General features: G+C 63.0%; 27 protein-coding genes. 17 read left to right on the top strand and 10 right to left on the bottom strand.

All coding sequences use genetic code 11. From position 1 onward, the window contains the following. Positions 1-23: 23 nt before the first annotated feature. Positions 24-662: a TetR/AcrR family transcriptional regulator gene (locus NKH12_RS16275; RefSeq protein ID WP_352954069.1), complete on the bottom strand. Its 639-nt coding sequence runs from the start codon at positions 660-662 to the stop codon at positions 24-26. A gap of 182 nt (positions 663-844) precedes the next feature. On the opposite strand from NKH12_RS16275, the gene NKH12_RS16270 reads away from it, so the two are divergent. Beyond that, entirely contained in the window at positions 845-2398 is a 1554-nt protein-coding gene (locus NKH12_RS16270; RefSeq protein WP_352954068.1) for a trimethylamine methyltransferase family protein, read from the top strand. A gap of 159 nt (positions 2399-2557) precedes the next feature. Here the strand turns inward: NKH12_RS16270 and NKH12_RS16265 are convergent, their stop codons facing one another. Beyond that, positions 2558-3133 carry a cupin domain-containing protein gene (locus NKH12_RS16265; protein WP_352954067.1) on the bottom strand — a complete coding sequence of 192 codons (576 nt, stop codon included), beginning with the start codon at positions 3131-3133 and terminating at the stop codon, positions 2558-2560. A gap of 18 nt (positions 3134-3151) precedes the next feature. Here NKH12_RS16265 and NKH12_RS16260 point away from each other — a divergent pair, with 18 nt between their 5' ends. Further along, positions 3152-3844, top strand: a complete 693-nt coding sequence (locus tag NKH12_RS16260) for a TetR/AcrR family transcriptional regulator (RefSeq protein ID WP_352954066.1) — start codon at positions 3152-3154, stop codon at positions 3842-3844. A gap of 88 nt (positions 3845-3932) precedes the next feature. Here NKH12_RS16260 and NKH12_RS16255 read toward each other — a convergent pair whose 3' ends face one another. From NKH12_RS16255 to NKH12_RS16245, 3 genes are all read right to left on the bottom strand, one after another. Then, positions 3933-4094, bottom strand: a complete 162-nt coding sequence (locus NKH12_RS16255) for a hypothetical protein (RefSeq protein ID WP_352954065.1) — start codon at positions 4092-4094, stop codon at positions 3933-3935. 86 nt (positions 4095-4180) lie between these two features. Next, the gene (groL, locus tag NKH12_RS16250; RefSeq protein ID WP_352954064.1) at positions 4181-5800 is read right to left on the bottom strand and encodes a chaperonin GroEL; all 1620 of its coding nucleotides are present in this window, start codon (positions 5798-5800) and stop codon (positions 4181-4183) included. Positions 5801-5900: 100 nt separating this feature from the next. Next, entirely contained in the window at positions 5901-6239 is a 339-nt protein-coding gene (locus tag NKH12_RS16245; protein ID WP_352954063.1) for a co-chaperone GroES, read from the bottom strand. Positions 6240-6485: 246 nt separating this feature from the next. On the opposite strand from NKH12_RS16245, the gene NKH12_RS16240 reads away from it, so the two are divergent. Together NKH12_RS16240 and NKH12_RS16235 are read left to right on the top strand one after the other, a co-directional pair. Next, the gene (locus NKH12_RS16240; protein WP_352954062.1) at positions 6486-6758 is read left to right on the top strand and encodes a hypothetical protein; all 273 of its coding nucleotides are present in this window, start codon (positions 6486-6488) and stop codon (positions 6756-6758) included. Further along, complete coding sequence (locus tag NKH12_RS16235) at positions 6755-7021, top strand: DUF1488 family protein (protein ID WP_077381973.1); 267 nt, start codon at positions 6755-6757, stop codon at positions 7019-7021. The genes NKH12_RS16240 and NKH12_RS16235 overlap by 4 nt, the downstream gene beginning before the upstream one ends. 72 nt (positions 7022-7093) lie before the next feature. Here NKH12_RS16235 and NKH12_RS16230 read toward each other — a convergent pair whose 3' ends face one another. Together NKH12_RS16230 and NKH12_RS16225 are read right to left on the bottom strand one after the other, a co-directional pair. Continuing rightward, the gene (locus NKH12_RS16230) at positions 7094-7285 is read right to left on the bottom strand and encodes a hypothetical protein (RefSeq protein ID WP_352954061.1); all 192 of its coding nucleotides are present in this window, start codon (positions 7283-7285) and stop codon (positions 7094-7096) included. A 48-nt stretch (positions 7286-7333) separates the two neighbouring features. Beyond that, positions 7334-7582 (bottom strand): hypothetical protein, encoded by a 249-nt coding sequence (locus NKH12_RS16225; RefSeq protein ID WP_352954060.1) that lies wholly within the window; start codon positions 7580-7582, stop codon positions 7334-7336. 200 nt (positions 7583-7782) lie between these two features. On the opposite strand from NKH12_RS16225, the gene NKH12_RS16220 reads away from it, so the two are divergent. The 9 genes from NKH12_RS16220 (at position 7783) to NKH12_RS16180 (ending at position 15683) form a co-directional block, all read left to right on the top strand. Then, positions 7783-8193: a DUF3168 domain-containing protein gene (locus NKH12_RS16220; protein WP_352954059.1), complete on the top strand. Its 411-nt coding sequence runs from the start codon at positions 7783-7785 to the stop codon at positions 8191-8193. A gap of 175 nt (positions 8194-8368) precedes the next feature. Then, on the top strand, positions 8369-8668 hold the full coding sequence (locus tag NKH12_RS16215) for a hypothetical protein (protein ID WP_352954058.1): 300 nt from the start codon (positions 8369-8371) through the stop codon (positions 8666-8668). A gap of 70 nt (positions 8669-8738) precedes the next feature. Beyond that, positions 8739-9404, top strand: coding sequence for a response regulator transcription factor (locus NKH12_RS16210; protein WP_023800820.1), 666 nt, complete (start codon positions 8739-8741; stop codon positions 9402-9404). After that, positions 9388-10839, top strand: a complete 1452-nt coding sequence (locus NKH12_RS16205) for an ATP-binding protein (RefSeq protein ID WP_352954056.1) — start codon at positions 9388-9390, stop codon at positions 10837-10839. The genes NKH12_RS16210 and NKH12_RS16205 overlap by 17 nt, the downstream gene beginning before the upstream one ends. Positions 10840-11015: 176 nt before the next feature. After that, positions 11016-11456: an RT0821/Lpp0805 family surface protein gene (locus NKH12_RS16200; RefSeq protein WP_352954055.1), complete on the top strand. Its 441-nt coding sequence runs from the start codon at positions 11016-11018 to the stop codon at positions 11454-11456. Positions 11457-11572: 116 nt separating this feature from the next. After that, entirely contained in the window at positions 11573-12706 is a 1134-nt protein-coding gene (gene ccmI / locus NKH12_RS16195; RefSeq protein ID WP_352954054.1) for a c-type cytochrome biogenesis protein CcmI, read from the top strand. 3 nt (positions 12707-12709) lie between these two features. Then, the gene (gene ccmE, locus NKH12_RS16190) at positions 12710-13153 is read left to right on the top strand and encodes a cytochrome c maturation protein CcmE (protein WP_352954053.1); all 444 of its coding nucleotides are present in this window, start codon (positions 12710-12712) and stop codon (positions 13151-13153) included. Between the two features lie 77 nt (positions 13154-13230). Then, entirely contained in the window at positions 13231-15222 is a 1992-nt protein-coding gene (locus tag NKH12_RS16185; RefSeq protein WP_352954052.1) for a heme lyase CcmF/NrfE family subunit, read from the top strand. Further along, complete coding sequence (locus tag NKH12_RS16180) at positions 15219-15683, top strand: cytochrome c-type biogenesis protein (RefSeq protein WP_352954051.1); 465 nt, start codon at positions 15219-15221, stop codon at positions 15681-15683. The genes NKH12_RS16185 and NKH12_RS16180 overlap by 4 nt, the downstream gene beginning before the upstream one ends. On the opposite strand, the gene NKH12_RS16175 is transcribed toward NKH12_RS16180, so the two are convergent. Continuing rightward, positions 15680-15988, bottom strand: a complete 309-nt coding sequence (locus NKH12_RS16175; RefSeq protein WP_352954050.1) for a type II toxin-antitoxin system RelE/ParE family toxin — start codon at positions 15986-15988, stop codon at positions 15680-15682. The genes NKH12_RS16180 and NKH12_RS16175 overlap by 4 nt on opposite strands. After that, the gene (locus NKH12_RS16170) at positions 15985-16254 is read right to left on the bottom strand and encodes a CopG family ribbon-helix-helix protein (RefSeq protein ID WP_352954049.1); all 270 of its coding nucleotides are present in this window, start codon (positions 16252-16254) and stop codon (positions 15985-15987) included. Before NKH12_RS16170 ends, NKH12_RS16175 begins: the two co-directional genes overlap by 4 nt. Before the next feature lie 185 nt (positions 16255-16439). Between NKH12_RS16170 and NKH12_RS16165 the strand changes: the two genes are divergently transcribed. The 4 genes from NKH12_RS16165 (at position 16440) to NKH12_RS16150 (ending at position 23439) form a co-directional block, all read left to right on the top strand. Further along, positions 16440-17969: a Do family serine endopeptidase gene (locus tag NKH12_RS16165; RefSeq protein WP_352954048.1), complete on the top strand. Its 1530-nt coding sequence runs from the start codon at positions 16440-16442 to the stop codon at positions 17967-17969. Between the two features lie 352 nt (positions 17970-18321). Further along, positions 18322-18996 (top strand): response regulator transcription factor, encoded by a 675-nt coding sequence (locus tag NKH12_RS16160; protein ID WP_164547000.1) that lies wholly within the window; start codon positions 18322-18324, stop codon positions 18994-18996. A 1-nt stretch (position 18997) separates the two neighbouring features. Beyond that, positions 18998-20479: a sensor histidine kinase gene (locus tag NKH12_RS16155; protein WP_352954047.1), complete on the top strand. Its 1482-nt coding sequence runs from the start codon at positions 18998-19000 to the stop codon at positions 20477-20479. After that, positions 20479-23439, top strand: coding sequence for a bifunctional [glutamine synthetase] adenylyltransferase/[glutamine synthetase]-adenylyl-L-tyrosine phosphorylase (locus NKH12_RS16150; protein WP_352954046.1), 2961 nt, complete (start codon positions 20479-20481; stop codon positions 23437-23439). The genes NKH12_RS16155 and NKH12_RS16150 overlap by 1 nt, the downstream gene beginning before the upstream one ends. 93 nt (positions 23440-23532) lie before the next feature. Here the strand turns inward: NKH12_RS16150 and NKH12_RS16145 are convergent. Next, a partial coding sequence (locus NKH12_RS16145) for a PAS domain-containing sensor histidine kinase (RefSeq protein ID WP_352954045.1) occupies positions 23533-25206 on the bottom strand: 1674 nt, incomplete at its 5' end.

The raw sequence follows: 25206 nt of genomic DNA, 5'->3' as shown, positions 1-25206 counted from the left end.
CAAGCGCGCGCCCGCTTTCAACATTATCGCGCCGCGATAAAGCGCATGAAATGCGCCACGTCGGCGTCGCTTGGCTCCTGGCCGGTGAAACTGCGCAGATAGGCGGCAAGATGACTGACTCTCGCCTCGACCGGTTCCTTGAGGTCGAGCACATAATAACCGATCTGCATGTAATAAAGGACACGGGCACGGATGAAGGCATCCTCTTCGTCGTAGCCATGCCGGCGATACATGTCGCGGATCGCGCCCAGTCGGTCATTGTCGGCCTGGTCGATGGCCCGGCGCACGTCGTCGGAGCGACGCGCCCATTCCCGGATGGCGAAGTCGAGCCTGGGATTGAACAGGCGCTCGTCCGCCCAGCATTCGAACACGTTCATGACGCCCATGATGATGCTTTCGGCTGGCCGCTGCGCGCGTTCGACGATCGACTTGGTGTTCGTATCCCGCCAATGGGCAAGCAACTGGTCGAGCAGATCCTGACGGCTCTCGAAATACCAGTAGAAGCTAGAGCGCGAAACGCCGAGCTTCTGGCCGAGCGGCAGCACGCGCACGCTTTCGATGCCGTCTGAAATCAATGTCTGGAGCGCAAGATTGATCCAGTCCCAACGCGTCACCTTGATGTTGCCGGGCGCCGGTTCGTCCTGCCGAGCAATCTTGATCATGGCCGCACAATAGGCATGAGTGGGAGCTGCATACAACCGTACTAGACACATATGTACAGTGCAAGTATCCTGCCCACTCAACGAACTGGGCCGAGCGGCCGGCGCACGTCATCGCGGCTTCTCCCTACGATCCCCCGGGCAGGGCAATACGGCAGGCAATACGGCAATGAGGAGTATCCGCCATGATCGATGACGCCGCACGTGATTTCAGGCGCGAACGCAGGCGCGGACGAACCGGCGAGGCCGGCAGCGAGAGCAGCCGCCGACCGGACTATCGTTCGCTGAAGAACCCGTTTCTGCCGCAACCGATCTTTTCGGCCGACCAGGTCGCCGCGATTCACGACACGGCGCTGCGCGTGCTCGAGGAACTCGGCGTCAAGGTGCTGCTGCCGGAGGCGCGTGTCACGCTTGCCCGTGCCGGCGCTTTGGTCGACGAGGACAGCCAGATGGTGCGCATCGGCCGCGACATTGTCGCGGCGGCGCTGGCCTCGGCGCCGAAATCGATCCGGGCGCACGCTGGTGACCGTGCCCGCGACCTGACGCTCGAGCTCGGCTCGATGACATTTCTGGCGGGATCCGGGGCGCCGAACGTCACCGATCTAGAGCGCGGCCGGCGGCCGGGAACGCTTGCCGCTTTCGAGGATCTCATCCGCCTGGTGCAGCATTTCGACGTGCTGCACATGCTGGGGCCTTGCATCGAGCCGCAGGACATCGACAACCGTTTCCGCCATTATGCCGTCAACCGGGCTCAACTGACGCTCTCAGACAAGTTCCCGTTCGTCTTCGCGCGCGGCACGCCGCAGGTCGAGGACGGCTTCGAGATGCTGCGCCTGGCGCGCGGCCTGTCCGAGGACGAGTTCCGTTCGGGCGCTCACTGCTACACCGTCATCAACACCAACTCGCCACGCCAGCTCGACATCCCGATGGCGCAAGGCATCATCGACTTTGCTAAGGCGGAGCAAGTGTTGATCATCACACCTTTCTGCCTCGCCGGCGCCATGGCGCCGATCACGGTGGCCGGTGCGCTGACGCTGCAGCACGCCGAAGCGCTAGCCGGGCTGACGCTGGCCCAGATCGTGCGGCCGGGCACGCCGGTCGTCTATGGTTCCTTCTCCTCCAATGTAGACATGAAGTCGGGGGCGCCGGCGTTCGGCACGCCGGAGCACGTCAAGGCGACACTCGGCGCCGGTCAGCTTGCGCGCTTCACCGGTCTCCCCTGGCGATCCGGCGGCGGCAGCGCCGCCAACATCTCGGACGCGCAGGCGGCCCACGAAACGCAGTTCGCGCTGTGGGGCTCGGTGCTTGCGGGTGCAACGGTCTGCATCCATGCCGCGGGCTGGCTCGAAGGCGGCTTGAGCGTCTCCTTCGAGAAGCTGATCACCGATGTCGAGGCGCTGCAGACGGTCGCCGAGCTCTGCGCGGCGACGCCCGGCGACGAGGACGCGATCGGCTTTGAGGCTATCGCTGAAGTACAGCCGGGCGGGCATTTCTTTTCGGCCAGGCACACAATGGCGCGCTACCGCACCGCATTCTACGAGCCGCTGGTCGCCGACTGGTCGAATTTCGGCACCTGGACCGAAGCTGGGTCAAGAACCGCGACCGAGCGCGCAACCGGCATCTGGCAACGGCTGCTGGCCGATTTTCGCCCGCCGGCTTCCGCCGCTGCAACATCAGGTGTTCTCGACGAGTTCATCGCTCGCCGCACCGAGCAGGGCGGGGCAGCGCCGGTCTCTTGAGCTTCAGCGCAGCGTCCCTGCGCGAACAGGTGGCGGCGGTTGTGAGCCCTTGCAGTATCCGAGCCGCGGAGGTGTACCTTGCCCCTGACAGTTCGGCAGTCATCCCGTTTCGCTTGTCTATCGCGACGAAATCGGGCGGAGGCGCTGCGCCGTCATTCGCTATCCTCGGGGTGGAGCCGCCGCAGCGGCGGGGCGTGCGGACGTCAGTCCAAAGCGGGCGCAAAGGTCTGGAACACTCTCGAAGTCCATATCCAGTTCGTACTTCCGCAAAAGTTCGCCGGACTTTGTTCTGTCGGGCCAGATCGCGGCCAATTCTCGGAAATAGTCCTCGAAGCCCGCCGGCGAAATCACCTCGATGATTTCGCACTGCCTGTCGCCCGCATTCCAGAACGTATGCCACTGGCCTCGCGGCTTGAACACCCATGTGCCCGGCCCGGCGGTAACGACGTCGTCGCCAAGCAACGCGCCCAGATTGCCGCTCAGCACATACGAATATTCATCTTCGCGGTGATGCCGGTGCAACGGCGCCGCCAGCGCACGGGGGGCGAGCGGATGGTGCACGATGGAGAAGCGCTCGCCGGTATGGAATCCGTCTATCTTCCAGTGGATGCCGAAACCACCCAGGTCGAAACGGTCGCAGGCTCCAGGCAGAACTGTGATGGGGCCCGATGCCTGGTTGGCAGTCGGATGAGCTGTCGTATGTTGGAGGCTCGAGTCAGGCATTGCGCGTTCCATATCATCTCCTGAAAATGGGTGTACGCTGCCGATCACCCATTTCTAGGCGTCATTCAAACCCATGTCAATATCGGTGATCACGTGAGTTCACTGAAAGAAGGCCGGCGGCGCTCATATCGATTGCAACGGCGCGCGGTCAAGCAGGCCGAGACCCATCTTGCGCTGGCCCGCGCGGCATTCGAGCTGCACAGTTCGGTGGGTCCATCGCGAACAACCGTGAGCGCCATCGCCGAGAAGGCCGGGGTGCAGCGGCTGACCGTCTACCGTCATTTTCCCGACGAGGAAGCGGTCTTTAATGCTTGCTCAGCGTATTCGTTCGGCCAGGATCCGCCTCCCGACCCTGAAACCTGGCGATCGATCGTCGAACCGGAAGTCCGGCTGCGGACGGCGCTTTTTCAACTCTACGGCTACTACAGACGCAAGCGGCAACTCCTAGCCAATCTGTATCGCGATGCGGAAATGCCGGTTGTCGCTGCCGCACTGGCCCGCCGGCGAGAGGTTCTCGCAAAAGGCGTCGCGGTTCTTTCACAAGGCTGCTTCGATCCGAATGGCGGAACTGCAAGGTTGCTCGTTGCCGCGATAGGACATGCGCTGGACTTCACGACCTGGCTGTCGCTTGTGGAGAACCAGGGCCTCTCGGACGAAGAGGCGGTGGAAACCATGCTCGTCTTCGTCCGCAGCGTCAGGTCGAGTTTGCGAGCTGCCGAGTAACACGCCGTTGACTTGAATGCCGTCGGCGCTGGAAACGGATGCTTGTCGACTTTAGCCCCCGGTCTCTGGATAAGGCCGATCCCGCGACCTACATAGGACGCTTGTCCGCGATCTTTTTCGGGTTGCGGCGTATCGTACCGGCGTCGGTTTTCCTGTGCGTGTCGGCGAGCCTGTGAATGCGATCGAAGCGGCTTTCCTCGGCCACTTTGGTCTTCGCCGCTGCATTTGGCATCGGGACGAATGCGACCATGGATCGATCTCCTTGCCGATGGGGCTCGCGCCGGGGAGGATGCCCCGGCGACCTGTCCTTCAAGGTCTGTTACCAGCAGCGGATGGTCAGTAGCCGCCCATGCCAGCCGCAGGCGCGGCATCCTTGGCTGGAATGTCGGTGATCATGGCTTCCGCTGTGATCAGCAATGCCGCGATCGAACCGGCATCCTGCAGTGCTGTCCGCACCACCTTTGCCGGATCGACGATGCCGACCTTGATCATGTCGACATAGATCTCGTTTTGGGCATCGAAGCCCTGGTTGTGATCCTTGCTGTCCATAAGCCTGCCGACAACGATCGAACCTTCGACGCCGGAGTTCTCGACGATCTGGCGAATTGGCGCTTCGAGCGCTCTCGACACGATCGAAATACCCGCCGTCACATCGGCATTGGCTCCGGTCAGCCCATTCAGCACGGCCTTGGCGCGCAGCAGCGCGACACCGCCGCCGGCAACGATCCCTTCTTCCACCGCCGCGCGCGTGGCGTTCAGCGCGTCGTCGATACGATCCTTCTTTTCCTTGACCTCGGACTCGGTCGCACCACCAACGCGAATGACCGCGACGCCACCAGCGAGCTTGGCCAGCCGCTCCTGCAGCTTCTCCTTGTCGTAGTCGGAGGTGGTTTCCTCGATCTGCCCCTTGATCTGCTGGACACGCGCCTGGATCGTGGCCTTCTCACCTGCACCGTCGATGATCGTCGTCTTGTCCTTTTCGATCAGCACGCGCTTGGCGCGGCCGAGCATGTCGACGGTGATGTTCTCGAGCTTGATGCCGAGATCTTCGGAAATCATCTGGCCGGCGGTGAGCACGGCGATGTCTTCCAGCATCGCCTTGCGGCGGTCACCGAAGCCCGGCGCCTTGACGGCCCCGACCTTGAGCCCACCGCGCAGTTTGTTGACGACCAGCGTCGCCAGCGCTTCACCTTCGACGTCCTCGGAGATGATCACCAGCGGCTTGCCGCTTTGCACCACGGCTTCGAGGATCGGCAGCATCGCCTGCAGATTGCCGAGTTTCTTTTCGTGGATAAGGACATAAGGGTCCTCCAACTCGACGCGCATCTTCTCGGCATTGGTGACGAAATAGGGGCTGAGATAGCCACGGTCGAACTGCATACCCTTGACGACGTCGAGTTCTGTGTCGGCGGTCTTGGCTTCCTCGACAGTGATGACGCCATCATTGCCGACCTTGTCCATTGCCTTGGCGATCATGGCGCCTACAGTTGCGTCGCCATTGGCGGCAATGGTGCCGACCTGCGCGATTTCACTGGAAGACTTGACCTTCTTGGCGCGTGCCTGGATTTCTCTGACGACGGCGGTGACGGCAAGATCGATGCCACGCTTCAGGTCCATCGGGTTCATGCCGGCGGCAACGAATTTGGCGCCCTCGCGCAGGATGGAAGCGGCAAGCACCGTGGCGGTGGTGGTGCCGTCGCCGGCGAGATCGTTAGTCTTCGAGGCCACTTCGCGCACCATCTGGGCACCCATGTTCTCGAACTTGTCGGAGAGCTCGATTTCCTTGGCCACCGTCACCCCGTCCTTGGTGATGCGCGGCGCGCCGTAGGCCTTGTCGATGATGACGTTGCGGCCCTTGGGGCCGAGCGTCACCTTGACGGCGTTGTTGAGGATTTCGACACCGCGCAGCATCCGGTCACGCGCATCGGTAGAGAATTTGATTTCCTTGGCAGGCATGATTTTTCCCATTCGATTGGTTGTGGCAAGGCGCTGACAGCGCCGCCTGAATCAAAAACTTGGAGCGTCCTTTGCGCGTCCAAGACGCGCGGCACTCCAATCAGGCGGCTTTCTTGGCAGCCGCGGTCTTCTCGAGGCCGCCCATCTCGCCCTTGTCGATGATGCCCATGATGTCGGCCTCCTTCATGATCAGAAGGTCCTCACCGTCAATCTTGACCTCGGTGCCGGACCATTTGCCGAACAGAATGAGGTCGCCGTGCTTGACGTCGAGCGCGATCAGCGCGCCGTTTTCGTCACGCGCGCCTGGCCCGACGGCGATCACTTCGCCTTCCTGCGGCTTTTCCTTGGCATTATCGGGGATGATGATGCCGCCCTTGGACTTGGTGTCGCTTTCGGCGCGCCGAATGACGACGCGATCGTGGAGGGGCCGGAATTTCATGGAAACTTCTTTCTGGGGCCAGCTTAGGCGGCCGCTCCCTTCTATAGGCCCGTTGGCACTCGATTGATAGGAGTGCCAAAAAATATTCATGCTCTGTCGGAAACTATTGAATAGTATTATTTTGCTGTTTCATTTTCAGAATTTCGACCAATTCAAAATAATCCGGAAGTTGAATTTTTCGTTCCGAGTACCTATTTTAGATGGGAAATTCACTTTCATAATCTCGGTCAAAAGGAGATTTTATCGATGGCGGAATTTAGCCAGAACATCATGGAAAAAGCTGAAGCGCGCTTCATGGAGAAGCAGAAGAAAACCGCGGAACGCAACCAGGCAACGGCCGAATATGTTTCCGAGGCCAAGGCCAGGACCATTAAGACGGCAAGATTGCGGGCGTTGCGGCTGGCCAAGGAAGAGGCCGACCGCGCCGCGGAGGCCCTCAATCCCGTCGCCCCCAAGAAAAAGCGGGCGTCGCGGGCGGTCAAGAAAGCATACGTTGCATCAACGGAGGTCAAGTCATGAGCCTGACATTTCCCAATCGAAGCCGCAGCTACGACGAGGCGGGCAAACGCATCCGCTTCGTCGGCCATGACGGCATGTTCCAGATTTCCTTCTCTGTCGCGACTGATGCCATCTCGAAGGCACCATCAGAGGCACCAACTGCTGAAGCCACCTATCTGGCGGCGTTCGACACCGCCTCCAGTTCCATCCATGAAATCGCCAGAAATGCCTATGCCCGCACTCGCAAGAGCATATATGTGCTGACCGCGGCCGATTTTCGCTAAATCCCGACGGGCTGCGCGATCGGGGCCAACACCCAGATTCCAACCTTGGCGCAAATGCCGCCTGAGGCCGGCTCAGGATTCGCCGTCCGCCTTTGCCCGCCGCTTGACGTCTCGGCTGTTCAGCCGATCGGCCAGCGCGTCCGCATCGCGTGTGTTCATGCCAACCATGACCTGGTGCTTCAGCTCGACGGGCTGGCCGGTGAAGACATCGAAGACGGTCCAGCTGTGCGGATGCTCCATGCGCAGTGCGTAGCGGTTTGCCATCCCGGCATCCTTTTTCGTTTCTGCCCCCGATCGATGGATGTCGATTGGTCAGGCCTGCATAATGAAGAACACTGCCGCCAGTACAAGGACCGTCCACACAACGACGGACAGCTTCAAGGCCAGGGCCCCGTGTGAAGACAAAAGCTTCCGAATGCGGATCACCATGTTCTTCGACACGGTCGGCGCCGCAGCAATGGCTGCTGGCGGCTTGATCCCAAGCTTTCCAAAGACAGGCAGCAGCGATGGCTCGCGCACGAAAATAACCTCGAATGTCCGGAGAAAACCGAGCACCTTCATAGCACCGTTTTTTAAACGCCTTGCATGCCAAATGAGAGAAGGCACGGTTGGTCACCAACCGTAAAGACATCCCTGACTCGAAAGGCCGCGTCATTGGGGTCCCGTGATCTGGCGCCAGAACTTCAACGCGGCTACGCTGCAAGCGGAAATCCCTAACGGGGTGAAGGCCCGTTCAGCCGTGACGGGCGAGGGAGAAGACGATGACCGCGCCGGCCGCCGCGCTGCAGAAGGCCTTGTTCGAAGCGCTGAACGGTGATGGTTCCCTGTCAGCTGCATTGGGCGGCGCAAAACTGTTCGATCATGCCCCGGAAAATGTCCCATTTCCCTATGTCACCTACGGCCGGACCAGCGTCTACGACTGGACGACCGGCATGGAGAACGACGCCGAGCAGCTTTTCACGCTGCATTTCTGGTCGAAGTCCGAGGCGAGGAATGAAATGCTCGATGCGATGGACCTTGTCAGCACCCGCCTTCAGGATACGGCGCTCGCGCCCGACGAGCATCACCGCGTCAATCTCAGGCTCGAATTCACCGAGGACCGTTATGACGAGGATCTTTCAGCCTGTCACGGGCTGCTGCGTTTTCGCGCCGTGACGGAAGAAAACGCCTGACGCGCTTTCAATCTGGCTGCAACAGAGTCTAGACTGCGCTTGGATGAATTTGCCGGGTTGGGGCGGCGAAAATCCTAAGCTCGGTTGTCTCGCGTTTCAGGGGGTGAGATAGGCATGTGTTGCAGGCGTTCACTGTTCATTTCACGTTCAGCACCGATGCGTTAGGACGCTGATCATGAAAACGCTTCGCTCCCATTTCCGAACCGCGACATTGGCGCTCTGCGCTGCCGGTCTGTTTGCGTCGCAGGCGACGGCGCTGCCGGTCGTCGTGCCCGAGCAGAACCGGCCAATCGTCCTGGCTGCCTCCGACTGCTACGCGATCGGTCAGCAGGTTGCCGAGCAGAATGGCGGCACGCTGGCCAAGGCGGCGCAGTCGACGCGCGGTGGCCAGCCGGTCTGCGTCATCGTCGTGCTGGTCCCGGGCAAGGACGGGCAGCGCCCGCGCCGCACCGAGATCGTGGTTCCGCTGAACTGATCCCTGCCGTTTCCCAGGCGCTGGAATCGGCCTATATCTGACCAATTCTTCAACAGGTGTTGATCCCAGCATGCGCGTACTGGTCGTCGAAGATGACAAGGATCTCAACCGGCAGATATCAGACGCGCTGGTCGATGCCGGCTATGTCGTCGACCGGGCTTTCGACGGTGAGGAAGGGCATTTCCTCGGCGATACCGAACCCTATGACGCCGTGGTGCTCGACATCGGCTTGCCGCAGATGGACGGCATCAGCGTAGTCGAGCGCTGGCGGCGCGGCGGCCGCAAGATGCCGGTCCTCATTCTGACGGCCCGTGATCGCTGGAGTGACAAGGTATCCGGCATCGACGCCGGCGCCGACGACTATGTCACTAAGCCGTTCCACATCGAAGAGGTGCTGGCCAGGGTCCGGGCGCTCATCCGGCGCGCGGCCGGCCATGCATCGTCCGAGCTGACCTGCGGGCCGCTGCGGCTCGACACCAAGGCCTCCAAGGCTGATGTCGACGGCGTGCCGCTGAAGCTGACGTCGCACGAATTCCGCCTGCTTGCCTATTTGATGCACCATATGGGCGAAGTCGTGTCCCGGACCGAGCTGGTCGAGCATCTCTACGATCAGGATTTCGACCGCGATTCCAACACAATCGAGGTCTTTGTCGGGCGGCTTCGCAAGAAGATGGGCATCGACATGATAGAAACCGTTCGCGGCATGGGCTATCGAATGCGTGAGCCGGAGGCGTAAGGCGGAACCGCTCAAACAGACTGCAAGAACGCCGCTTTCACTGCGGTTCTGGCCGCGTTCGCTGGCGTTCCGGGTGATCGCCTTTTCCACGGTCTGGGCGATACTCACCCTGATTGTCATCTTCACACTGATCACGACCCTCTATCGCCAGGCGAGCGAGCGCGGTTTCGACAGCTTGTTGTCGGCGCATCTGTTCAATCTGATCGGCTCGGTCGGTGTGTCCGAAGGCGGTTCGCTGACCGGCGCTCCCGACCTTGGCGATCTTCGGTTCTCGGAGCCGAATTCCGGCTGGTACTGGTCGGTGGAGCCTGCGTCGGAAGGCGTGCGCGGTGAGCTGCACTCCTCCTCGATGACCAAGACGATCCTGTCGCCAAGCGTCGCCGAGGTCCCTTTCAATGCCAGCTTCCAGCGCAGCTATGCGACAGAAGGCATCAATGGCGAGGAGTTGGAAGTGTTCGAGAGCGAATTCGTACTCGACGCGAAAAATCGCGCAGCGCGCTTCCGTGTCATGGGCAACAGGACCGAGCTCGAGCAGGAGATAGGTGCCTTTCAGCGTCGCCTGCTGACCTATCTTTCCCTGTTCGGCGTCGGCATGATCGCCATCAACGCCATTGCCATCCTGCTGGGCCTGCAGCCACTGCGCCGGGTCAGGGACGCTCTCGCCATGGTGCGCGAAGGAACCGCGCAAAGGCTCGACGGCCGCTTCCCAGCCGAGATCGAACCGCTCGCCAACGAGACCAATGCGCTGATTGAAAACAACAAGCGTATCGTCGAGCGCTCGCGGACGCAGGTCGGCAACCTCGCCCATTCACTGAAGACGCCGCTGGCGGTGCTGATCAACGAGGGGCGGGCGCTCGGCGGCGCCAAGGGCCAGCTCATAGCCGAGCAGGCCGCCTCGATGCAGAAGCAGGTTGATCATTATCTGCAGCGCGCCCGGGTCGCGGCGCAGCGCGACAGCGTCGTCTACCGCACGCCGGTGGCACCGCTGGTCCAACGCATGGTGCGCGTGCTGCAAAAACTCAACCCGCAGACCGCTCTCTCGCTTTCGCTGCCGGCAGTCGATATCGTCTTTGCCGGCGAACGCGAGGATCTGGAAGAATTGCTTGGCAATCTGCTCGACAATGCCATGAAATGGGCAAAGAGCGCGGTCGCCGTGTCGGTGGCACCAATCTCCGGCAAGAAGAGTGGCGCCGGCAAGGAGGGTGCGGTCAATCTGTTCGAGATCAGCATCGAGGATGACGGCCCGGGCATTCCCGAAGACAAGGCGCGCGAGGCGCTGAAGCGCGGACGGCGCCTCGACGAGACAAAGCCGGGGACCGGGCTTGGACTTGCCATTGTCGCCGACCTCGTCAATGAGTATGGAGGCGTTCTGGCTCTGGAACGGTCGAGCATGGGCGGGTTGAAGGCGGTGGTTCGATTGCGGAGCCTTCACTAGACTTATGCTTTTGCTGGGCTAGTCGACATTGATCGACGGTGCGTGATATTGCGGCATGTCGACTGGTCCCGGAGCCGTCGGCCGCGGCCAAATTTCCGACAAACATCGACACTATGGCCACGCCGACTTCCCCGATGGCGCGGCCCAGCTCTAACTCAAGAAAACCGGTTGTTGGCATGAAGATTCGCGTCGCGCTCGTCTCCGCACTGCTGGCCGTTTCCGGCTGCACGACGCTGGGCAACAGCCCGGGGCCTACGGTGGCGCCGCAGCCGGCCGCCACGCCGCCAAGTGACGGCAAGATCGCGACGACGATCATTTCCGCCATGGGGGGCGGCCTCGTCAGCGGATCGATCGGTACCGGCTTGAGCGATCCGGAAAAGCGCAAGGCGCTGGAGGCGGAATACAGGGCGCTCGAGCACACGGCGAGCGGCCAGAAGGTGACGTGGAAGAGCGATCGGTCGGCGCATTACGGTGAAGTCGTGCCCGCCCAGCCCTATCGTGTCGGCTCGCAGGACTGCCGGCAATACACCCATACAGTCTTTACCGGCACCGCCGGCGCCACCGCGCGCGGAACGGCTTGCCGCAACGCCGATGGCAGCTGGACGCCACTGACATAACGACCGGCCGGATAGCTCCGGTTGACATCCATCAAGGACATGCGACGCATCTGCCGTCAAAGCGTCGCAGGACGCCTGTGTTGGCAGGGCAGGGCTCTGCCGTTATTGGAAGAAGCATGCTGTTCTGGGTCATAGCTGCCATTCTCACGCTGGGTGCAAGCCTGGCGGTTCTGCTGCCGCTGGCTGGCGGCCCGAAGGGTGGTTCAGCGAGCAGCGATTATGACCTTGAAGTCTATCGCGACCAGTTGTCCGAGCTTGACCGGGACGTGGCGCGTGGCTTGATCCAGCCGGCGGAGGCCGAAGAGGCGCGTGCCGAGATCGCCCGCCGCATCCTTCGCCTGGACAATGTCGCCGACAAGGCAGCGGCGCGGCAGCCGTCGACGGCGACCAGACTGGTTGCGACGGCCGCGGTCCTGGCGATTCCCCTGGTCAGTTGGGGGTTGTACAGCCAACTCGGCTCGCCCGATCTGCCGTCGCAGCCGCTCAGCGAGCGGATGGCCAAGAATCCCGCCGACAGTTCGGTGGACGAGCTGGTGGTGCGCGCCGAGGCCCATCTTGCCGCCAATCCGTCTGATGGCAGGGGTTGGGATGTTCTGGCGCCGGTCTATCTGCGCATGCAGCGGTTTTCCGACGCGGTGACGGCATACCGCAACGCCATTCGCCTCGACGGCGACAGCGCCGCTCGCCAGGCCGGCCTCGGCGAGGCGATAGCCAGCGCAGCGGGCGGCATTGTTTCGGCCGACGCTCAGGCCGCTTTCGAGGCGGCGCTGAAGCTCGATCCGGCAAATCCGAAGGCCAGCTTTTATCTCGCGTTGGGCATGGCGCAGGAAGGCCGCACTGAGGAGGCGACAGCTGGCTGGCAGAAAATGCTCGCGGCCTTGCCGAAGGATTCGCCATGGCGCGGCCCAGTCGAGCAGGCACTGGCCGAATCCGCCAGGCGGAGCGTCGCTTCGGGAGAGCCTGCAAAAGGCCCGAACGCCGGGGATGTCGAGGCCGTCTCGTCGATGTCGCCGCAGGACAGGGAAGCGATGATCAACACCATGGTGGCGGGGCTTGATGAAAAACTTCGCCAAAACCCGCGCGATACGGAAGGATGGATGCAGCTTATTCGTTCCTATGTCGTGCTGGGCAAGGCCGATCAGGCACGCGATGCGCTCAATCGCGGTATCGCCGTTTTTGGCTCCGATAGTGAGGAAGCGAAGAAATTCACCGCCTTTGCCGTCTCGCTCGGCCTGACGGCGACGGAGTAAAACATGACGCGCAAGCAGAAAAGACTGTCGGTGATCGCCGGAGGGTTGGCCTTTCTCGGTGCCGCCACCGGCCTGACCTTCTACGCGCTCGGCCAGAAGGCCTCCTACTTCTACATGCCCGCCGATCTGACCACCGCCAGCCTGCAGCCAGGGCAGCGTATCAGGCTCGGCGGCCTCGTCGAAAAAGGCACGATCGAGCGCGATCAGGGGGCCACTGTCGCCTTTTCAGTGACCGACAACCAGAAGCAGGTCAAGGTCACCTACACCGGCATTCTCCCCGATCTTTTCCGCGAGGAGCAGGGCGTCATCACTGAAGGCACGTTTCGCCCGGACGGCGTCTTCGTCGCCGACAGCGTGCTGGCCAAGCACGACGAGAACTACATGCCCAAGGAGGTGGCCGACGGCCTCAAGGCCAAGGGCGTGTGGCAGGAGAGCAAGAGTGACTAAGCAGGATCCGCAAAAGTGTCTCACGGTTTTGCGGCAAGAAACTGCGGCAAAACAAAAACCTGGCGGGCTTTGCCACAATGGTTGAAACCGGACATTTCGCGCTGGTCCTGGCGTTCGCGCTGTCTTTGGTGCAGACGCTGGTGCCGCTGTTCGGCGCGCACATGAACAACCCCAGGATGATGGCCGTCGGCGGTCCGGTCGCAGTGACCGGCTTTGCCTTGACCGCTCTCTCCTTCGCGGCGCTGGCGATGGCCTATGCAACGTCGGATTTTTCGGTGGCCAATATCTGGGACAACTCGCATTCGCTGCAGCCGCTGATCTACAAGATCACCGGCACGTGGGGCAATCACGAAGGCTCGATGCTGCTCTGGGTGCTGATCCTGACCTTTTTCGGCGCGCTCGTCGCTGCTTTCGGCAGTAATCTTCCCGCGACCCTTCGAGCCAATGTGCTGGCCGTGCAAGGGGCGATCGGCGCCACCTTTTTCCTGTTCATCCTGGCGACGTCCAACCCGTTCGCCAGGCTCAATCCGGCGCCGATCGAGGGCCGCGATCTCAACCCGATCCTGCAGGACCTCGGCCTCGCCGTCCATCCGCCACTGCTCTATCTCGGCTATGTCGGCTTCTCGATCTGCTTTTCATTCTCAGTCGCCGCCCTCATCGAAGGTCGCATCGACGCGTCCTGGGCGCGCTGGGTGCGGCCATGGACGCTGGTCGCCTGGATGTTCCTGACAGGCGGCATCGCCATGGGCTCCTACTGGGCCTATTATGAACTTGGCTGGGGCGGGTTCTGGTTCTGGGATCCGGTCGAGAACGCCTCCTTCATGCCATGGCTAGCTGGCACGGCGCTGCTCCATTCGGCGATCGTCATGGAAAAGCGCTCTGCCCTGAAGATCTGGACGCTGTTGCTGGCGATCCTGACCTTCTCGCTGTCGCTGCTCGGCACCTTCCTAGTACGGTCCGGCGTGCTCACTTCCGTCCACGCCTTCGCTACAGATCCGACGCGCGGCGTGTTCATTCTCTGCATCCTGACCCTGTTCATCGGCGGATCGCTGGCGTTGTTCGCCTTTCGCGCCTCGAGGCTGACGCTCGGCGGCCTGTTTCATCCGATCTCGCGCGAAGGGGCGCTGGTCCTCAACAACCTGTTCCTGACCACGGCCACAGCCACCGTGCTGATCGGCACGCTTTATCCGCTGGCGGTCGAGGCCGTTTCAGCCGACAAGATTTCGGTCGGCGCGCCGTTCTTCAACCTGACGTTCGGGCCGCTAATGGTGCCGCTTCTGGTCGTTGTCCCGTTCGGGCCGCTGCTGGCCTGGAAGCGTGGCGACATTTTCGCCGTTGCCCAGCGGCTGGTGGCGGCCTTCGCTGCAGCGCTTCTGGCCGTGCTGGTGACGGCCTTGTTCATCGACGGCGCGTCGGTGTTCGCAGCACTCGGCGTCGGCCTGGCCTTTTGGCTGATCTGCGGGGCGCTCACCGATGTTGCCGTCAAGTCCGGCTTTGGCATTGTCGCGCCCGGCGTCATGCTCAGGCGCTTCGCCGGCCTGCCGCGTTCGGTCTTCGGCACTGCGCTCGCCCATCTCGGCCTCGGGCTGACGACGCTGGGCATCGTCGGCACGCTTTGCTTCGGCACCGAGAAGATCTTGTCGATGCATGCTGGCGAGACCGTGCAACTGTCCGGCCACACGCTGCGTTTCGAAGGGCTCTATCCGGCTCAAGGGCCTAATTACAGCGAGGATCGCGGCCGCTTCGCCCTGCTCGGCGCCGATGGAAGAACCACCGCCGTGATCACCTCGTCCAAGCGCTCCTATCCGGTCCGACAAATGACGACGACCGAGTCCGGTATCAAGACGATCGGGTTCAGCCAACTCTATCTCTCGCTTGGCGACGAGGGGGCCGACGGCTCCGTCGTGGTGCGGCTGTGGTGGAAGCCGCTGGTGACGCTGATCTGGGGTGGCGGCCTGGTCATGATGGCAGGTGCTGCGATGTCGCTCATGGACCGGCGCCTGCGCGTCGGGGCACCGTCGCGCCGCCGCAAGTCGGCGGGCGCCGTGCCTTCCGCGAGCCTGCCATGACCGCAAGATCTTCGCTGGTCTCGCTGATCCTGCTGCTGACGCTGTTATTTGCCGGCGCCGCACTTGCGGTGAAGCCAGACGAGGTTCTGGCCGACCCGGCGCTCGAGGCGCGGGCACGGACGCTCTCGGAGCAGCTGCGCTGCATGGTTTGCCAGAACCAGTCGATCGACGAATCCGATGCCGACCTTGCCCGCGACCTGCGCGTGCTGGTGCGCCAGCGCCTCGTCGCCGGCGACACCGACCAGCAGGTGATCGACTACATCGTTTCCCGCTACGGCGAGTTCGTGCTGTTGAAGCCGCGCTTCAGCCTGCGCAATGCGGTGCTCTGGGGCACGCCGGTCCTTCTGCTCCTTGTCGGCGGGATTTTCATCGTGCTGACCGCGCGGTCGCGCCGTTCGACGCCTACGGCCATGCTCACCGCCGAGGAGAGGGCAACGTTGGACAAGATGCTCGGTAACTAATTTGGCCATTCCTCCGGCGGCCAGTCCCCGGACGTGTGAATGACGTGCAAGATAACGACGCTCTCACGCCCGGCGATCGGCCGCAGCTCATAGGCAATGACGTAGGGCAAGCGGCTGATGGGCTTCTCATAGGTGCCTGTTACCCGGCCAGGCCGGCCCGTCGCCATGTCGCCAAGACCGCGGCCCGCATCACGAATGCGATCCGCAAGGCGTCTGGCGGCGGCTGGATTGTCCCGCGCGATGAAGGCGATTTGCTGTTTGATGTCGTCCAGCGCTTCTCGCGACCAGGTGACGAACCGCTTCACGCCTTGTCCGCGCGCCTGGCTTCCGACGCTTCGATGATGGCGTCGATTTCCGCCATGGCTTCGTCGTGCGGCACGACACGGCCAGTTGCCGCGTCGGCCATGCCGCGTTTGATGCCTTCGATGATCTCAAGCTCGCGATCGACATAGGCCGATATCGCCTCGGCCGCGAGGAAGGATTTGCTGCGCCGAGTGTCGGCGGCGATCCGCTCCAGCTTCAGCTTGGTTTCGGATGAAACCCGAATCGTCATGGTGGCGCTTGCAGTCATGGTGAAGGCCTTGTGCTGAACTGTGTACAATATAGGGCAAGGGACGGGCACAACCAAGGCGTTTGTGCCCGCAAACATTACGAAAGTTTCATGCACCGGAAATGGCGTCGTAATGTGCGCGCCTCTATTTCTCTTGCCCGAGGATGCCGACCGAAGCGCATCCCTTGAAAGAGGATACGAGACCCATGAATATAGCCCCCAATCCATATCCCCGCACCCGAAAACGCCTGATGGCTGCCGCCGCTTCAGTGGCCATTGCCGGCGCGATCGGCTTCGGCGCGGTTGCCACCGGGACAGCCCCGGTCCTGGCGGAGGCCGTGCGTGTCGAGGCACCGCAGGTCCCGAGCTTTGCCGATGTGGTCGAGCGCGTTTCGCCGGCGGTCGTAAGTGTCCGCGTCAAAGCCAAGATAGAATCGACCGCCGACGACGGCTCCGACCTGCCCGACGCCTTCGGCAATCTTCCCGATGATCCGCAATTGCGCCGCTTCTTCAGGGAGTTCCGCGGCTTTGGCGATCAGGATGGCCGGGATGGAATGCGACGTTTCGGACGCCGTGACCGCCAGCCGCGGCCGGTCGCCCAAGGATCCGGTTTCTTCATCTCCGAGGATGGCTACCTCGTCACCAACAACCATGTCGTCGGAGACGGCTCGTCCTTCACGGTGGTGATGGATGACGGCAAGGAACTCGACGCCAAACTGGTCGGCACAGATCCGCGCACCGATCTCGCAGTGCTCAAGGTCGAAGGCGACCGCAAGTTCACCTATGTCGACTTCGCCGACGATTCAAAGGTTCGCGTCGGCGACTGGGTCGTGGCCGTCGGCAATCCGTTCGGCCTCGGCGGCACGGTCACCGCCGGCATCGTCTCGGCCCGTGGCCGCGATATCGGTGCCGGCCCCTATGACGACTTCATTCAGATCGACGCCTCGGTGAACCGCGGCAATTCGGGTGGCCCGACCTTCAACCTCAACGGTCAAGTCATCGGCATCAACACCGCGATCTTCTCGCCGTCCGGCGGTAGCGTTGGCATTGCCTTCGACATTCCCGCATCGACCGCCAAACAGGTCGTGCAGGATTTGATGGAGGACGGCACCGTCCAGCGCGGCTGGCTTGGCGTCGAGATCCAGCCGGTCACCTCCGAAATCGCCGAATCGCTCGGGCTGAAGTCCGATAAGGGCGCGCTCGTTTCCAGCGCCCAGGACGATGGTCCCGGCAAGAAGGCCGGCATATCAGCTGGTGACGTCATCACTCAGGTGGACGGCAAGGACGTCGCTTCGCCGAAGGAACTCGCCCGCCTGATCGGCGCCTACCAGCCCGGCAAGCCGGTCGACGTCACGCTGTGGCGTGACGGCAAGAGCGAGACCGTCAAGGTAGATCTCGGCACGCTGCCTTCGAGCGACAAGCAGGCTTCGGCCGACCAGCAGCCTTCCGCTCCGCCAAAGGCCGATACGCTGGCCGATCTCGGCCTCACCGTCACCAGATCCGATGATGGCAAAGGGCTTGTGGTGACCGATGTCGATCCCGATAGCGATGCCGCCGATCGCGGCATCCAGCCCGGCGACGTCATCACCTCGGTCAATTCAATGGAGGTCAATGGCACCGACGACGTCGCCAAGGCCATGGCCGATGCCGCGAAGTCGGGCCGCAAGGCGGTGCTGATGCAGATCACCCGCGACGACAGCAACCGCTTCGTCGCGCTGCCTGTCGCCAAGAGCTGACGTTCCAGACTTTTCCGGTGCGGCGGTTTCAAACACCCCGAGCCGTCGCATGGGGAAAGCACGGGGCTTGAATACGTTAGTCAGTCATCGTGTTCCGCCCCAGCGGCAGCGGGCTCCCATCGCCCGCTGCCGCTCGAACAAAGCATGACGATATGCTCAAACAACAAAGCATGTCGCCCAAAAGTCCGCCTCGGGCTTGATCCGAGAGTGCCGGCGGCTCGGGGTCACCGACATTCCAAAACAAAGACTTACTGCGTATCCTTGAATCACTTTGTTCGCGATACGCCCTTGTGAGGCCACGACGCATATGCCGGCCACTCAATCTTCCAGCGAAATCGCGTATAACGGTCCCATGAAGATTCTCGTCATAGAAGACGATCGCGAAGCGGCCGATTACCTCCAGAAAGCCTTTACCGAGGCCGGCCACACCGCCCATGTCGCCGGCGACGGCGAAACCGGCTTCGCGCTCGCTGACTCTGGCGACTATGACGTGATGGTCGTCGACCGCATGCTGCCGCGCCGCGACGGCCTGTCGGTCATCGCCGGTCTGAGATCCAGAGGCAACACGACGCCGGTGCTGATCCTGTCGGCGCTCGGCGAAGTCGACGACCGGGTCACCGGCTTGCGCGCTGGCGGCGACGACTATCTGACCAAGCCCTATGCCTTTTCCGAGCTTCTGGCCCGGGTCGAGGTGCTGAACCGCCGCGCCAGCGCCAGGGAAGCCGAAACCGTCTACCGGGTCGGCGATCTCGAACTCGACAGGCTCTCGCATTCGGTGCGGCGCGCGGCGCGCGAGATTACCCTGCAGCCGCGCGAGTTCCGCCTGCTGGAATATCTGATGCGCCATGCCGGCCAGGTGGTGACGCGCACCATGCTGCTGGAAAATGTCTGGGACTATCATTTCGATCCGCAGACCAACGTCATCGACGTTCACGTCTCGCGGCTGCGCGGCAAGATCGAGAAGGGCTTCGACAAGCCGATCCTGCACACGGTTCGTGGCGCCGGCTATATGCTCAAGAGCGGGTAGCATGGCCCTTTCCATGCCGGCCATCATGAAGACGACGGCCGCGCGGCTTTCGGCGCTCTATCTGCTGCTGTTCGCCATCTGCGCGGTGCTGCTCGTCTTCTACATGACCTCGCTGTCGGCGCGCATGCTGACCGGCCAGACGCAGGAGACCATCAACGACGAGGTGCTCGGCCTCGCCCGGGCCTATCAGCGCGGCGGCTTGCCGCTGCTGGTCCGCGTGGTCGAACAGCGCTCCCGCCAGCCTGGCGCCAATCTCTATTTGATCGCCGACACCAACGGCCAGATCCTAACCGGAAACGTGCAGAGCCTGGAGCCCGGCGTTCTCGAGGCAGAGGGCTGGACGACGGAGCCATTTTCCTACCGGCGCTTCGGCGAGGGCGAGCTCGAGCGGCAGCGCAACCCGGTCGCCGACCCGAACGAGAACGAGATGCAGTCCGGCCAGAACGAAGTGCAAGTGGAGGGCGAAAAAGGCCACAACGCCATCGCGCTGGTGCTGCGCCTGCCGAACCAGATGATCATGCTGGTCGGTCGCGACCTCGGCGAGCCTGAGCGGTTCCGCGCCGTCATCCGCCGCGCCTTGATGCTGGCGCTCGGTATGATGGCACTCGGCGGGCTCCTGATCTGGTTCTTTGTCGGCCGCGCGGCGCTGAAGCGCATCGACAGCGTATCGGAAGCCAGCCGCCGCATCATGGGCGGTGACCTCTCCGGCCGGCTGCCGGTCACCGGGGCCGGCGACGAGTTCGACCGGCTGTCGGAAAACCTCAATTCCATGCTGGCCAGGATCGCGACGCTGAATGAAGGGCTGAAGCAGGTCTCAGACAACATCGCCCACGATCTGAAGACACCGCTAACCAGGCTGCGCAACCGCGCCGAAGCGACGCTTTCCGGCAAGCACAACCCCACCGATTACCGGCAGGCGCTGGAAGCGACCATCGCCGAGTCCGATCAGCTGATAAAGACCTTCAACGCCATCCTGATGATCTCCAGGCTGGAGGCGGGCTATTCCTCAGAAAGCACCAGCCGGGTCGATCTGGCTGCGTCCGTGCGCGATGTCGTCGAGCTTTACGAGCCGGTGGCGGAGGAGGCGGGGGTGACACTCGAGACCTCGGTGCAGGATGGCTTCGCCGTCGAAAGCAATCGCGAGCTGATCGGCCAGGCGCTATCGAACATCGTCGACAACGCGATCAAATATTCAACCGACTCGACAGCCAAGCCGACCGTTCGCGTGGCGCTCGATCGCGTCGGGAGCGAAATCAGGCTTTCCGTCACAGACAACGGCCAGGGCATTCCCGACGATGCCGATCGCGCCAGGGCGACCGAGCGTTTCGTGCGGCTGGAGAAAAGCCGCTCGCAGCCGGGTTCCGGCCTGGGCCTCAGCCTCGCCAAGGCAATCATGACATTCCACAACGGACGGCTTGATCTTCTGCCCGCCGATCCCGGATTGTCCGTTGTCATGAGTTTTCCCGAACGGGAGGATCGCTGATGGCGGTGAGGGCGGCTGCGGAGCATACCAACTGGCTTTTGAAGCCAATGGCAAAGCTCGTCCCCCTGGATCGGAACCGCGCCAGGCGGGAATTGTCGGAAATCGCTTCCGCCGCGCAGGAAGACGGGCTTACCCGGCTCGCGAAATTTCTCGCCGGCAAGGGCGCCGTCCAGGATTTCCTCGCCGCAGTGTTCGACCTGTCGCCGTTTCTCCGCGACACAGTGCGCCGCCGCCCGCAGATCCTGGACGCGCTTTTCGTTGAGACGGTCGAGGCCCGGCTGGCGTCGATCGGCGCCGTGATCGACAAGGCCGCGCGGGCCGAAGCCATCTCTGAAAACAGCCTGATGATGGAGCTGCGGCAATGGAAAGCGCAAGCGCATGTTCTGATCGCGCTGGCCGACCTTGCAGGCGAGGCTGAAACTGCAATCACAGTACGGCGGCTGAGCGATCTTGCCGACGCCTGCACCCGCGCTGCTGTCGACTTCCTGCTTCGCGACGCGCACGGACAAGGCAAGCTCAAACTGCCGGACCTCGAGGATCCGGCGCGCCGGTCGGGCTGGATACTGCTCGGCATGGGCAAGCTTGGCGCGCATGAGTTGAACTTCTCCTCCGACATCGACCTTGTCGTTTTCTTCGACCCGCAAGCGCCTGCCGTCGTCGATCCGCTCGATGCGACGGAGCTTTTTTCGCGCCTGACGCGCCGGCTGGTCCGCATTCTCCAGGACCGCACCGAACACGGCTATGTGTTCCGCACCGATCTCCGGCTTCGTCCCGACCCTGGTTCGACGCCGCTGGCGATCCCGGTCGAGGCGGCACTGCGCTACTACGAGGCGCGCGGCCAGAACTGGGAGCGCGCCGCCATGATCAAGGCGCGTCCGGTGGCCGGCGATATCGCCGCCGGTGCTACGTTCCTGAAGGACCTCCAGCCCTACATCTGGCGCAAATACATGGACTATGCGGCGATCGCCGACGTCCATTCGATCAAGCGCCAGATCCACGCCCACAAGGGGCTTGGCGAGATCGCGGTGAAGGGCCACAACGTCAAGCTCGGCCGCGGCGGCATCCGCGAAATCGAGTTCTTCGTCCAGACTCAGCAGCTCATCGCCGGCGGCCGCTTCCCCGAACTGCGCGGCCGCGAGACGGTGCCAATGCTGGGCCAGCTTGCGGCCCGCGGCTGGATCACGGCCGATGCGCGCGATACGCTCACCCGGCAATACTGGTTCCTGCGCCGTGTCGAGCATGCCGTCCAGATGGTCGCCGACGAGCAGATCCATATACTGCCAGAAGATGACGAAGGGCTCGAACGCATTGCCCTCATGCTCGGTTTTGCCGATGCGGCGACCTTTGCCGAGGCGTTCCGCGCCGCACTCCATCAGGTCGAACGCCACTACGCAGCGCTTTTCGAGACCGCGCCCGAGCTTTCGGCGGGCATCGGCAATCTGGTTTTTACCGGCGATGTCGATGACCCCGATACGTTGCAGACCCTGCAGAGATTGGGATTCCAGCGGGCGAGCGACATCTGCCGCGTCATCCGCGGCTGGCATTTCGGCCGCTATCGCGTCACCCAGTCGGCCGAGGCGCGCGAGCGGTTGACCGAACTGACGCCGGCGCTGCTGCAGTCCTTCGGTCAGACCCGCCGGGCGGACGAGGCGTTGATACGCTTCGACGAGTTCCTTGCAGGTCTGCCCGCCGGCATCCAGCTCTTCTCGCTGCTCCAGTCCAATCCAGCTCTGCTGAAGCTGCTGGCGACGATCATGGGCGCGGCCCCACGGCTGGCCGCTATCATCACGCGCCGGCCGCACGTGTTCGACGGTCTGTTGGATCCGGCCCTTTTGACCGAACTACCGGACCGCGCCTATCTCTCGGCGCGTCTCGCCGCCTTCCTCGAAGGCGACAGCGCCTATGAGGACGTGCTCGACCGCTTGCGCATCTTTGCGTCCGAGCAAAAATTCCTGATCGGCGTCAGGCTGCTTGCCGGCTCGATCGATCCGGCCCGCGCTGGCCATGCCTTTTCCGATCTGGCCGATCTCACCATCGATGCGGCGCTGCAGGCGGTCATCGCTGAGTTCGCGCTGCGCCACGGTCGCATCGCCGGCGGCACAGTTGCGCTGCTCGGCATGGGCAAGCTCGGCAGCCGCGAACTAACGGCCGGCTCCGACGTTGACCTCATCCTCCTCTACGATCACGACACCGATGCCGAGGAATCCGATGGAGAAAAGCCGCTCGCCCCGTCCCACTATTACAGCCGGATGACGCAGCGGCTGATATCAGCCGTGTCCGCGCCGACCGCCGAAGGCGTTCTCTACGAGCTCGACCTTCGCTTGCGGCCGTCCGGTAACAAGGGGCCGGTGGCGACCCATGTCGATGCCTTCAAGAAGTACCAGCGCAAGGACGCCTGGACATGGGAGCACATGGCGCTGTCCAGGGCCCGCGCGATCGGTGGCGATCAAGCGCTGTGCACCGAGGTCGAGGCCGAGGTGGCGGCGGTGCTCGCCCTGCCGCGCGACAGCGCCAAGGTGATGGCCGAGGCGGCCGAGATGCGCGCGATGATCGAGAAGGAGAAGCCGCCGCGCGATCTCTGGGACATCAAGCTGACCCCGGGTGGTCTCATCGATCTCGAATTCATCGCGCAGGTGGCGGTGATCACGGGAAAGATCGAAGCCGGCTGCCGGGTCACCGGGACGGCGGAAGTCCTGTCGAGGCTGGCGCCGGATTTCGCTGAGGCGCAGGTCAGGCAGGAGCTTTGCGATGCCTATGCGCTCTATCTGGCGCTGACCCAGATGACGCGGCTCTGCCTCACCGGCGTGTTCGAACGGGACGATGTTCCGCCGGGGCTTTTGGATCTGCTTCTGGCGGTCACTGACCTGCCGGATTTCGGTGTGCTGGAAGCGCACCTCAAGGAGACGTCGCAAAAGGTCAGAAAGGACTTCGACTATTTGCTTCGTGCGAAACGACCGTGACGGCGCAACGCCAATCGGCTGTTTCGAATGCATCGGGGGGCGCTGTCCCTACGGCGTTTCCGAAAGTTCCAACCGCTTCACGACAACAGAGGGTCAGGCGGCGGCCCTGACCGGCTGCGTCGGCTTCCTGGTCGGAATGCGCACCGACACGATCGTGCCGGTGCCTTCGGTGGAGCGGATTTTCAAGGCGCCGCCCTGAAGCTCGGCCAACGAGCGTGAGATGGCAAGGCCAAGGCCGGAACCGGCATGGCTCTTGGAAAACTGGTTCTGCACTTGTTCGAACGGCCGCCCGAGCTTGCTCAGCGCCTCCTTGGGGATGCCGCAGCCATTGTCTTCGATCGTCAGGACCAGAGCGCTGGATGTGTTGCGGGCCCTTACCGCGATGCGGCCGCCCTGTCCGGTGAATTTCACTGCATTCGACAGGAGGTTGATGATGATCTGCTTGATCGCCCGGCGGTCGGCGAACAGCGTCAGCGAATCGGGGATGCGTGTTTCGACGGTGATCGACTTTTCCGCTGCCTGCAGCGAGATGACGCGCACCGTTTCCCGCATCAGCGGGCAGAGGTCGATTTCCTCCTGATCCATCGAGAACTGGCCGGCCTCGATCTTCGACATGTCGAGGATGTCGTTGATGACGCCCAGAAGATATTTGCCGCTGCCATTGATGTCGGTAGCATATTCCTCGTAGCGCGGCGAACCCAAGGGCCCGAACAGCGCCTGTTCCATCAGCTCCGAGAAGCCGATGATCGCGTTGAGCGGCGTGCGCAATTCATGCGACATGTTGGCCAGGAACTCTGACTTAGCCCGGTTCGCGGCCTCGGCGCGCTCGGTTTCCTTCATGTATTTGCGATTGAGCTCGACCAGTTCGCGCGACCGTTCTTCCTCCGCCCGGCGGGCAAGGCTGAGATCGTGGATCGTCGCCATCAGCCGGCGCTCACTGTCGACCAGCTTCTCCTGATGCAGCTTGATCTGGGTGATGTCGGAGCCGACCGAGACGGTGCCGCCGTCCCTGGTCCGCAATTCGTTCACCTGCAGCCAGCGGCCATCGGCAAGCTGCCGCTCGAAAGTCACGCCGCCCTGCTGCCCGTTGGTGTTGGCAAGCCGGCGCTCCGAGGCGAAGGCAAGCATGCGATCTTCCAGAACGGCGCGCGAGGCGCCCGGCATCACGTCGCGGTCCGACAGGCCGTTATCCTGCTGGTATTTGGAATTGCACATGATCAGACGCTGGGCCGAATCCCAGAGCACGAAGGATTCGTTGATGTTTTCGATGGCCGTTCGCAGGCGAAGATCCGCGGCCTCGGAGCGCAGCGCCAGGTGCCGCTGCTCGGTGACGTCAACGGCGATGCCGATCAGCTGGATCTCCGGCGCTTCCGGGTCGATCACCTGCGCCCTTGCGCGCATCCACACCCATTGTCCGTCAGCATGGCGCATCCGGAACACCTGGTCGATGTGATCGATCTCGCGTGCGACGATCCTGTTGGCGAGCTGGAACAGGTCGCCGTCCTCGGGATGGATGATCTCGTCGACCTCGCCGAACGACAGCATTGTGTCGCAGGGCTCATAGCCCAGCATGTCGTACATCGAGCGCGACCAGTACATCTTGCCGCGCACCATGTCCCAGTCCCACAGGCCGCAGCGGCCGGGGGGGGGGGGGGCCGGGGGGGGGGGGGGGGGGGGGGGGGGGGTGTGGTCGGGGGGGGGGGGGGGGGGGGCGGCGCCGCGGCGGGCCGGGGGGGTGGTGGTGTGGGTCGCGGGCGGGGGGGCGCG

Source organism: Mesorhizobium sp. M1322, from assembly GCF_040318085.1.
In the GTDB taxonomy this organism is placed as follows: Bacteria; Pseudomonadota; Alphaproteobacteria; order Rhizobiales; family Rhizobiaceae; genus Mesorhizobium.
Note: the sequence above shows the minus strand (reverse complement) of the source record. Positions and strands in the feature narration are given on the sequence as shown.